General features: G+C 66.9%; 9 protein-coding genes and 1 riboswitch. Of the genes, 3 read left to right on the top strand and 6 right to left on the bottom strand.

The features are described 5' to 3' along the window. Positions 1-298: 298 nt before the first annotated feature. Both ASD86_RS08230 and ASD86_RS08225 read right to left on the bottom strand, forming a co-directional pair. Positions 299-1,228, bottom strand: a complete 930-nt coding sequence (locus ASD86_RS08230; RefSeq protein WP_157476325.1) for a hypothetical protein — start codon at positions 1,226-1,228, stop codon at positions 299-301. 466 nt (positions 1,229-1,694) lie between these two features. Beyond that, on the bottom strand, positions 1,695-2,603 hold the full coding sequence (locus ASD86_RS08225) for an AEC family transporter (RefSeq protein WP_056109351.1): 909 nt from the start codon (positions 2,601-2,603) through the stop codon (positions 1,695-1,697). Between the two features lie 317 nt (positions 2,604-2,920). Here ASD86_RS08225 and ASD86_RS08220 point away from each other — a divergent pair, with 317 nt between their 5' ends. Then, a complete protein-coding gene (locus tag ASD86_RS08220) occupies positions 2,921-4,408 on the top strand; it encodes an AAA family ATPase (RefSeq protein WP_056109348.1) in 1,488 nt (495 codons plus the stop codon). Positions 4,409-4,537: 129 nt separating this feature from the next. Here ASD86_RS08220 and ASD86_RS08215 read toward each other — a convergent pair whose 3' ends face one another. The 4 genes from ASD86_RS08215 to ggt form a co-directional block, all read right to left on the bottom strand. Beyond that, positions 4,538-4,933, bottom strand: a complete 396-nt coding sequence (locus ASD86_RS08215) for a gamma-glutamylcyclotransferase family protein (RefSeq protein WP_056109346.1) — start codon at positions 4,931-4,933, stop codon at positions 4,538-4,540. A 72-nt stretch (positions 4,934-5,005) separates the two neighbouring features. After that, a complete protein-coding gene (locus ASD86_RS08210) occupies positions 5,006-6,022 on the bottom strand; it encodes a hypothetical protein (protein WP_235567703.1) in 1,017 nt (338 codons plus the stop codon). 12 nt (positions 6,023-6,034) lie between these two features. Beyond that, positions 6,035-6,112, bottom strand: a riboswitch (S-adenosyl-L-homocysteine riboswitch). Positions 6,113-6,478: 366 nt separating this feature from the next. Then, a complete protein-coding gene (locus ASD86_RS26535; RefSeq protein WP_157476323.1) occupies positions 6,479-6,721 on the bottom strand; it encodes a hypothetical protein in 243 nt (80 codons plus the stop codon). Between the two features lie 35 nt (positions 6,722-6,756). Then, positions 6,757-8,505, bottom strand: a complete 1,749-nt coding sequence (ggt, locus tag ASD86_RS08205; protein WP_056109344.1) for a gamma-glutamyltransferase — start codon at positions 8,503-8,505, stop codon at positions 6,757-6,759. A gap of 205 nt (positions 8,506-8,710) precedes the next feature. Between ggt and ASD86_RS08200 the strand changes: the two genes are divergently transcribed. Together ASD86_RS08200 and ASD86_RS08195 are read left to right on the top strand one after the other, a co-directional pair. Beyond that, positions 8,711-9,706: an Mbeg1-like protein gene (locus ASD86_RS08200; protein WP_056109342.1), complete on the top strand. Its 996-nt coding sequence runs from the start codon at positions 8,711-8,713 to the stop codon at positions 9,704-9,706. 66 nt (positions 9,707-9,772) lie between these two features. Then, entirely contained in the window at positions 9,773-10,504 is a 732-nt protein-coding gene (locus ASD86_RS08195) for an ankyrin repeat domain-containing protein (RefSeq protein ID WP_056109339.1), read from the top strand. Positions 10,505-10,617: the final 113 nt, after the last annotated feature.

Raw genomic sequence — 10,617 nt, 5'->3', positions numbered from 1 at the left:
GACATCCATGTCCCGGTGGCGCACGGCGTGCATCCTGCACGCCGCCCTTCGGGTGTGCGTTTGTTAACGCGAGTGCGTGGCTTCGCAGCGCTGGGTGAACTGCGCGGCTTCAAGCTCAAGCCAAAGCTGCGTAGCCTCCCTGTAGGAGCGGCGCGAGCCGCGACCGCGAAAATTAGATTACGACACAGGCCGCAATGTTGTTGTTATGGCGCAAGCACGCGCATCCGTGCACGTCGCCACATGCAATACCCGCTCGCGATCGCGCCGGAACCTGCGCGATCGTCGCCACCTGCACGGATCAAGGCTTAGGCGGCAGCTTGCCGGTGGTGATCAAGGCGCGGCCGTTGACGCTCTGCGGCAGCCAGCCCGGTGGCGGCCGGGACTCGCCCAGACGCTCGAGTTCGGCGCGCGCAGCTGGCACTTCGCCGAGTTCGCGCACCGCGCGCAGCATCGCCGGCGAATCGAATCGCGCGAAGTTCTCGCGCAGCCAATGCGACTCGCGCAGCCGTTCGCGCCAATACGCGTCGTCGCGGCCGCCGGCGGCGAACTGGACCATGCGGCTGACGCCCATCGCCTGAGCGAGGAGGCTGTCGCCGTCGGCCATCAGCGTCAACACCGCGCGGCAGTCTCCGGCACGCGCCGACTCGGGCCGCAGGCTCTGCGGCTTGCACAGTTCGAACGTGGCGCGGTAGGGAGGAAACGTCATCGGCATCGCCAGCGCCGCCACGATCAGGCCGTGGCCGTCGTGAGGATGGGGCGAGCCGTCCAGCCTGGCGACCTTGCGCAGCGCGGCTTCGGCCTCGGACGTCATCGGCGGCATCGCCACCTGTTCCAGCGCCTTGAGGGTCTCGCGGCTGCTGTCGGTCAGGTGGTCGTCGTAGTGATCGGCCCGGGCGGCCAGGCGCAGGTAGCGATCGAGCTGCGCGGGATCGGCGTCGGAACGCGCGGCGTCTTCCAGGGCCAACAGCCAGGCCATGGCGTTGTCGGGCTCGACCTGCTGCAGGCGCGACAGGGCCGGCTGCAAGTCGCAGGCGTCGTGTTCGAAACAATCCATTGCTTGCAGCCAGGCCACCAAGCCTTCCTGACCCGGAGCCGCGGCGGCCTTGCCCAATGCGCGCTGGCGCGCCGCCAGCAACTGTTCGGAGATCGAATCGGGCTGGCTCAGCGGCAGCAACAACGCCAACTGCAACTGGCTGTGCGGATCGCCGCGATCGGCGAGCGTCTTCAAGTGAATCCGCAACGCGGACAGATAATCGCTCTGCGCCTGCTCCAGGGAGGCCGCGGCACGGGCCCGCGACTCATCGTCCGGCGCGCCGCGGATTGCCCCAGCATCCGGAGGCGGCGCTGACGCGACTGGGCCGGCATCGGCGATCGCTGTGCGAGTGGGGGCGTCGGAGTCGGCTGCAGGCTTGCCCGGCGCACGATCGCAGGCGCATACCGCCGCGAGCAACAGCAGCAACAACCACGAGCGCGGGCGACCGGCGCGCTTTGGTTCGCTCATCGATCGCATGCCCGTCGCCTTATCGTCCCTGTTCATGCACCGCGTCGCGTCCCGGAGTAACCGATCGATGGCGCGATGCTGATCGTGTCGCGAGAGTCGCGCAATGGTCGCCGCGCGGACGCGCGCGCAACCAGGCCGTGACGGCCGTGACGAGGCGTGCAGCGATCACGGCAACCGCGCCGAATCGCGCCGCTCATCCCACCCCCACCCGCGCCCACAACGGCAAGGTCAACAACGACAACAACAACCCATACCCCACCATCGCCGCGGCCAGTCGCGGCGCCAGTTGATGCGCGATCGCCAGCGCGCCGGCGGTGACCATCGACGGCATCGCCGCCTCCAGCACGGTGGTGCGCGCCATCTCGCCGTGCAGGCCCAGCAGCGGCACCAGTGCCCAAGCCAGCGCTGGCATCAGCGCGAGTTTCAGCACCAAGCCGCAGGCCAGCGGTTTGAGTTCGTCGCGCGGCAGGGCCAGTTTCACCGACAGGCCGATGGTCAGCATCGCCAGCGGCAACAACGCGTCCGACAGGCGTTGCAGCGCGCCGGCGATCGCACTCGGCGGCTCGGCCGGCATCACGCTGAAGCCGATCAGCAGCGCCCACAGCGGCGGGAATCTGACGATCCGCAGCAGCATGTCGCTCGCGCTAGGCCGGGCGTCGCTGCCGTAGCGCGCGAGCACCCACAGGCCGAAGGTCGACAGGATCAGGAACGCGCCGAACTGGTCGTAGACCACCGCGTACGGCAAGGCGTGTTCGCCGATCAACGCGCGGGTCAGCGGATAGCCGAGGAAGCTGGTGTTGCCCAGGGCGACGGTCAGCAGCAGCACCGCGTGTTCGTCGCGGCGGAATTTCAGCCAGCGTGACAGCGCGCCGACCACCAGCACGGTCGCACCCAGCAGCAGCCACGGCACCGCGGCCACGCCGAGCAGCGCCGGTTCCAGGTGCAGGCGCGGTGCGTAGCGCAAGACCGCGGCCGGCAGGCAGACGTACAGCACCACCAGGTTCAGGGTCTGCGCGGCGTTGTCGGGCAGGACCCGCAGGCGTTGGAACAGGTAGCCCAGGACCAGCATGGCCAGGACCAGGGCGAAAGCGTCGAAGGCCATGGGGTCGCGATCGCTTGAGGGGATTGGAGGGATGGTCGCGGTTGCCGGGCACGGGCTCAAGACGGCTTTGGGCGTAGGGAGGCGAAAGCAAAGCAAAAGCGAATTCCCCCTGGCCCCCCTTTTGCAAAGGGGGGAACCCGGTAGGTGGGCGCGTAATCGTCGTGGTGGCGCGGCTTTTCCGCTGTTTCCCTTAAGAGCGAGCGATGCAGATACCAATGCAGGCAGATAGACGAACAAGCGGCGCGGCCCCACTCTCACTCCTCACTCCTACGAACTCACTCCTCTTATGATGTGAGCACCAAGGAAGACCCGTCCCCATGAGCGACCTGCAAGACCTGACCGCGCTGATCCGCTCCAACACCCCGCTGATCGTGATCGAGACTCGCGACGAATCGCGGGTGGTCGAACTGTTCCGGCAGGCGCTGATGAACGTGTGGCGCGCGCTGTACCGCTGGTCGATCACCGAAGGCCTGCGCCGGGTCGATCTGGACCGCGAGGAAGGCACCGACGTCGCCCCCGACATCTCGACCACCTTGCAGGCGATCCGCGACGCCGACCAGCGCGGCATCTATCTGTTGTTCGACGCCCATCCGTACCTGAGCTATGCCAGCACCCAGCGCCAGTTGCGCGAGATCGCCCAGCGCCGCGACTGCGAGCCGCACGTGCTGGTGTTGATCGGCCACAAGCTGGAACTGCCGCCGGACCTGGATTCGCTGGCGGTGCGCTACACCCCGCGCCTTCCCGACGCCAACGCGCTGCTGAAACTGGTGCGCGAGGAAGCCGAGAACTACGCGCGCGAAAACGGCGGCCGCCGGGTCGAGGTCGACGGCGAAGCGGTCAAGCAGATCGTGCGCAACCTGCGCGGCATCGACCCGGTCGATGCACGCCGCATCGCACGCCATCTGATCTTCCGCGACGGCGCGCTCAACGCCGACGATCTGCCCGAACTGGCCAAGCTCAAGTTCGAACTGCTCAACCGTTCCGGCCATCTGCATTACGAATACGACAGCGCGCGTATGAGCGAGGTCGCTGGCGCGCGCCGGCTCAAGCGCTGGGTCGAGCAGCGCCGCGCGGTGTTCGTCAGCGGCGAGGCGCCGCCGGGGCTCGATCCGCCCAAGGGCATCCTGCTGCTCGGTGTGCAGGGCTGCGGCAAGTCGATGATCGCCAAGGCGGTCGCGGCCGGGTTCGGGGTGCCGCTGGTGCGGCTGGATTTCGGCACCTTGTACGACAAATTCCACGGCGAGACCGAAAAGAACCTGCGCGCGGCGCTGGCGTCGGCCGAGCAGTTGTCGCCGGCGGTGCTGTGGATCGACGAAATCGAGAAAGGCCTAGCCGGCGACGGCGGCGATGCCGACGGCGGCGTGTCGCGGCGCGTGCTCGGTTATCTGCTGACCTGGATGGCCGAACGCAAGTCGCGCCTGTTCCTGGTCGCGACCGCGAACCAGATCGACGCCTTGCCGCCGGAACTGCTGCGCAAGGGCCGCTTCGACGAGATCTTCTTCGTCGACCTGCCGGTGGCGGAGGTGCGCGGCGAATTGTTCGCCACCCATCTGCGCAAGCGCGGCCTGACGCCCGAACAATTCGATCTGAGCGCGCTGGCGGGCGCCAGCGACGGCTTTTCCGGCGCCGAGATCGAGCAGGCCATCGTCGCCTCGATGTACGCCGCGCTCGCCGCCAACACGCCGCTGTCGGATTTCCAGTTGCGCGCCGAACTCAAGCAGACCCGGCCGCTGTCGGTGCTGATGGCCGAGCAGGTCGAGTCGCTGCGCGAATGGGCGCGCACGCGGACGGTCGCGGCGGACTGAGCGCGGCGCGGGCGTAACTGCTCGGCGCGCGTGTGAGGCTTGCGAATCCCACCGACGCCGGGCGCTTTGTTGCGCACGGCGCCGCGATTGCGCGGCGTGTCCGCGAACGCTTGAGCGCGTAGTGACGCTTTACACGTCGCGCTTCACGTACACCCAGGCGCGCCGTCCCGAGGCCAACGCGGCTTCGACGCGGTGATAGTCGTCGACTTCGTATGCATCGGCGCGTGCGAGTTCCTCGGCGCTGATCGCGAACACCGTGCCGGCCACGGTGTCGTGCGCATCGCCGCTGGCCTCGACGATGGGGTGGTAAGCCTCGCCGCTGGTGGCGACTACATCGGGATCGTCGATCCTGACCATCCCGCGGCGATAACCGACCAGCGCGTCGGCCTCGCCGTGCAGCAGGCGGCCGAAGGTGGATTGCTGCACGGTCGGCAGTTGCAGGGTGCCGTAGGAAAACAGGCGTTCGCTGCGATCAGCCTCGGCGCCGGCTTGATCGACACCGGGCCGATCGGATTGCGAATTCATGCGATGTCCTCGATGGGATGAAGCGGCTCGCGTCGCGCCGCCGGATCCGGCGGCGCGACACGAGGGAAGCGCTCAGGTGGCCAGTGTCGCCGGTGCGCGCAGGGCCTGCCAGCGTTGCGCCAGTTGCGCAGCGAACAAACCCGCGGCCGGCGGATGCGCGGCGAAGTGCAGGAACGGTTCGATGAATTCCAGTTCCATCACCCGGAACACGCCGGCGTCGACCACGCCATCGACGCGCACATAGGCCTGATCGCGATAACCCAGCGCCGTCACCGCCTGCAGCGCATGCCGCGCGGCGGCGAGGATCGACGGATCGGGTTCGGTCAGGTCGGCGGTGCCGCCGAAATAGGTCTGCACGCGGTAATCGTCGGCGCCAGGTTTCTTCAGCACCGCGTGACTGTAGACACCGCCGAAGAACAGCAACGACCACTCGCCCTGCTCGACGATCTGCGGCATGAACGGCTGGATCAGATAATCGAGTTCGCGCGGCAACGCGGCCAGGGCCTGATTGAATGCGTCGCTGCCGATGCGGCCGCGCACCGTATGCCAGGCGCCGCCACTGACGCTGGGCTTGACCACGACCTCGCCGCTCATCGACGACAGCGTCGCTTCGAGTTCATCGCCACGCGCGTGCGTGGTGGCGATGATCGGAACATCGAGTTTCGCCAGTTCGAGCAGATAGCGCTTGTCGCTGTTCCAGATCAGCAGCGGCAGCGGATTGACGATGGCGACGCCGAGCTCGGCGATGCGCGCGTACCAGCGGAGGAATTGCGTGTAGTGCTGGAAATAATCCCAGGTGCTGCGCACCAGCAGGGCGTCGAACGCGGCCCAGTCGACCGACGGGTCGTTCCACATGCACGGCGTGGGCTCGATGCCGTGCGCGCGCAGCGCAACGACCAGGCCTTCGTCGTCGGGATCGATGTCGGGATGGACTTGCGAGGTGACCAGGGCGATCGACAGCGGCGGGTCGAAGCGCGTGACTGGCGATGCATACGCGGCATCCGGCGATGCGGCGTCGGTGGATGCGGCTGGGTGGGAAGCCGACGGATGGGTCGGAGATTCGAGTGATGCGGAACGGAACGCAGGCATGACGCCTCCTTGATCGGGAGGGCGCCCTTGCTTCGGCATCGCGGACCGAGCGTGGCGGGGCTCAGCCCCGTCGCAGCACCCCTCGGTCCGGACTGCGCGGCCTTGTGTGGCAGCTGCGCAACTGGAATGCATCGCGGTCATTGCGATGCGGGGTCAGTGTTCTGCAGGGGCTTGCGGGCTGTCAATACGGTTGGCTGAGCAATCGAAGGCTAGGCGCGAATTCGCGAAAGCTTCGCGCTTGGGTTTGGGTGGGTGCAAGAATTTTTCGGTGTCGGTGTCGGTGTCGGTGTCGGTGTCGGTGCGGCGCGGGTATTAGGAGTCACCACGTAGAAGTGACAGCTGTGCTTCTACGCCGTCTCTGTCTAGCGACTTCAGCGAGATCCCACCAGAACGTCATTCCCGCGAAGGCGGGCTCTGCCTTACTTCGGCGTAGCTGAACATCCAGAACCTTCAGCGTCATCTCACCAGAACGTCATTCCCGCGAAGGCGGGAATCCAGTGACTTCAAGCGTTCTCGCACGAAAGGCACTGGATTCCCGCCTTCGCGGGAATGACGAGCAAAAACAACCGCAAAAACAAAGGCAACAGCAACAGCAATAGCAATAGCAATAGCAATAGAAAAGGCAGCGGCGAAGGCAACAGCAACGGCCAAGGCAAGGGCAACCAAAACAACCTCGGCAAACCCAACGACGAACCTCAACCGCCGCGAAACCTCATGCCAGCTTCATCCAAGCCTCAATACCCAGCCGCCTGCCCATCCTTCCGCGACTCACTCGCCCCGACATACCCACCATTCGGATTGACCATGATCGCCTGATACCCACCATAAGGCCCATGCGCGAAGCGCACGCTATGCCCACGGCGCATCAGCTCGCGAATCGTTTCGTACGGATACCCGGTTTCCAGATCGAGTTCGCCGCCGTCGCTCATGACCTCGGCCTGCCCGGCCGGTTCGGTCGAGCCGTCGTGCTGGATGCGCGGGGCGTCGCCGGCTTCCTGCAGGTTCATGCCGAAATCGATCAGGTTCATCATGATCTGCGCGTGCCCCTGCGGCTGCATGCCGCCGCCCATCACGCCGAACGACAGCCACGGCTTGCCGGCCTTGGTCACGAACGCGGGAATGATGGTGTGGAACGGCCGCTTGCCCGGCGCGAACGAGTTGGGATGGCCTTCCTTGAGCACGAACTGCTCGCCGCGATCCTGGAAAATGAAACCCAGGCCCGGCGCCGCCATGCCGCTGCCCATGCCGCGGTAGTTGGACTGGATCAGCGAGACCATCATGCCGTCGGCATCGGCCACGGTCATGTAGATGGTGTCGCCCTGGTCGAGCTGCGCGGGCGTGGCCGGCTGCACTTCCTTGAGCGCCTTGTCCATCGAGATCAGCTTGCGCCGCTGCTTGGCGTAATCCTTGGAGATCAGCTTGGCGACCGGCGAGGATTTCTCGAACGCCGGATCGGCGTACCAGCGCGCGCGGTCGGCGAAGGCGAGCTTTTTGGCCTCGGTGAACAGATGCACGTGCTCGACGCTGCCGAAGCCGTACGATTTCATGTCGTAGGCTTCCAGGATGTTGAGGATCTGCAGCGCGGCGATACCCTGGCCGTTCGGCGGCAATTCCCACAAGTCGTAGCCGCGGTAATTGCTGCTGACCGGTTCGACCCATTCGCCATGGTGCGAGGCCAGATCGTCGTAGCTCAGGTAACCGCCGTTGGCCTTGAAATAGGCGTCGATGGTGCGGGCGATATCGCCCTTGTAGAACGCATCGCGTCCGCCCTTGGCGATCTGCTCCAGGGTATTCGCGAGGTTCGGGTTCTTCCACATCTCGCCGACCCGCGGCGCGCGGCCGTCGACGGTGAACTGTTCCTTGAAGCCGGGCCACTTCGACAGCTTCGGCACCGAGGCGTTCCAGTAGTACGCGATCACCTCATGCACCGGATGGCCTTCGCGCGCGTAGCGGATCGCCGGCGCGAGATCGTCGGCGATCGGCTTGCGGCCGAAGCGTTCGTGCAATGCGAACCAGCCGTCGACCGCGCCGGGCACGGTCACCGGCAACGGGCCGGTCGGCGGAATTTCCTTGAGCCCGCGCTTCTGGAACTCGGCCAGGGTCAGTGATTTGGGCGAACGGCCCGAGCCGTTGTAGCCGTAGAGTTTCTTGGTCTTGGGGTCCCACACGATCGCGAACAGATCGCCGCCGACGCCATTGCCGGTCGGTTCCATCAGCCCGAGCGCGGCGTTGGCCGCGATCGCCGCGTCGACCGCGCTGCCGCCGCCTTTCATCACGTCCAGGGCGATCTGGGTGGCGAGCGGATGCGAGGTCGCGGCGATCGCGTGCGGCGCGTACACCTCGCTGCGGGTCGCGAACGCCTGGCCGCTGATGCGATCGGCCGCGTTGGCCGCGCTCGGCAAGGCCAGGGCGCAGGCCAGCGCGAGCACGGCGTGCAGGCAGGGACGAAGGGCGCGGCGAGGCGCTTGGGTCGAAGGCGGCATTGCGATTCTCTCCCGGGTGACAGCCGAAGATAACGCAGCGGTGGCCCGTCTCGCCCGGGCCGGAGGTTGCGCGATCGGTTCGCTCGACGGCGCGATCGCGGTCGCGCCCCGCGCAACTGAATGCGCCGGCCTCGGGTCCGCCCCAGTTGTGGCGCGCGCATACGGCCGCGTAGGTTCGATCCAACGATGTCGGGAGTAGGGCCAGATGAGCGTGCAACTGCAGCCGAGCCAGCTTCAACAGAGCCAGCTTCCGCCGAATTGGCAGAATCCGTCCGAGACGTTGCCGTCCGCGGCGCAACCGGTCGCTTTGGCGCAACCCGAGGCTGGTCCGTACACGCTCGAAGCGAGCTATCACCCGCAGTTGCTGGGCGTGAACGCGCAGCAGCGACCGGCGGCTAACGCCGCGCCCGATCCGACCTCGTTCGATCAGCAACTGCGCGGCCAGGATTCGCAGGCGATCGACCTGCAGATGGCGCAGATCGCCGAGGCCGTCTATAACCCCGCGACCACCAGCGTCGCCGGCTGGAACCGCCTCGACGATGCGCAACTCAGCGCGGCCGGCATCGACCCGGCCTCGCTGGAGAATGCCGATACCGGTTTCCGCGCCGGCATCTACACCGACGGCAACGGCAAGTACGTGGTCGCCTACGCCGGTTCGAACGATGTGCAGGACTGGATCAACAACGCGCGCCAGGGCATCGGTTGGGATTCCAAGCAGTACGACCAGGCCGTGCAACTCGCGCGCGACGCGCAGGAAGCCTTCGGCGAGAACATGGTCATCACCGGCCATTCGCTCGGCGGCGGCCTGGCCGCGACCGCGGCGCTGGCGACCGACACCACCGCGGTCACCTTCAATGCTTCCGGCGTGCACGATGACACCTTGCGCGGGTTGGGGCTGGACCCGGGCGCGGTCAAGGACGACGCGCAGAACGGCCAGATCCGCCGCTACAACGTCGGCGGCGAAATCCTCACCGCCGCGCAGGAGGACGTGCCGCTGTTGAACGGCATCCCGGATGCACCGGGCCACGAGATCAATCTCGACGACCCGGATCCTCCGCAGGCGCCGGACTTCACCTGGAACCCGATCGAGATGGCCAAACGCACCGCCGAATACGTCGCCGACAAGGCCACGCGTCCGGGCGAACTGCATGCGATCGGTCCGCTGATCGAGGCGATGCAGACCCAGCAGCCGTGGAACTGACGGCATCGGCGCACGCGATAAGCGTCCGCGCCGAACCCTCATCGCGACCGTGGTAAAACCCCTCGCATGCGCGCCGCCACGCTTCCCGCGTTGACGATCTGTCTGGTTCTGGCCGGCGCGGCGTGCTCAGGAGACGCGATGGACGCCAAGCAGGCCTTTCCCGATCCGCGCGGCGCCGAACTGGCGCAGGCCGCGGCCGACGGCGACGTCGCGCGTGTGCACGCGCTGGTCGCCGCGGGCGCGGACCCGAATGCGCGCGGCGCGCGCGAGCTCACCCAGTTGCAGTACGCGATGCTGGCGCAGAGCCCGCGCGGCGTGCAGGCATTGCTAGACAACGGCGCCGACCCATCCCGGCCGGGTATGGGGGGCAGCACCGCCGTGCACGGCGCGGCGATCGCCAACGATCCGCAATACCTCGACCTCCTGCTGGCCCATCGCGCCGATCCGAATGCGGCCCACGCCGAGACCGGCGAGACGCCGTTGTCGGAAGCCGCCGCGCCGCGCTATCAGGCCCAGTTCGACGCCTTGCTCCGCGCCGGCGCCGATCCCGATCGCGCCGACCGGATGGGCAACACGCCCTTACATCAGGCGGCCAAGCTCAATGCCTCGGGACAGGTCTTGGCTTTATTGAAGGCCGGCGCGAATCCGAACGCGCGCAATCAGCGCGGGGCGAGTTTTCAGACCTTCTTGTTCAAGCTGCCGGACGACAAGCTCAACCCGCAGGCGCGGGCCGAGCGGGAGGTGGTGGTGGCTTGGTTGAAGGCGCATGACATTGCGGTGGAAGACGCTGCGCGTTGAGCGCTTTGCCGGCGTTACGCGCATCCTCGTAACTGTTGCCGCTGCCGCTTTGTTTCCCTGTGCTTTGGCTTGAATCTGAAGCCGCGCAGTTCATCCAGCGCTGCGACGCTTGG

The organism is Lysobacter sp. Root690 (assembly GCF_001427785.1).
In the GTDB taxonomy this organism is placed as follows: Bacteria; Pseudomonadota; Gammaproteobacteria; order Xanthomonadales; family Xanthomonadaceae; genus Lysobacter.
This window is presented reverse-complemented; position numbering and strand designations above follow the sequence as displayed.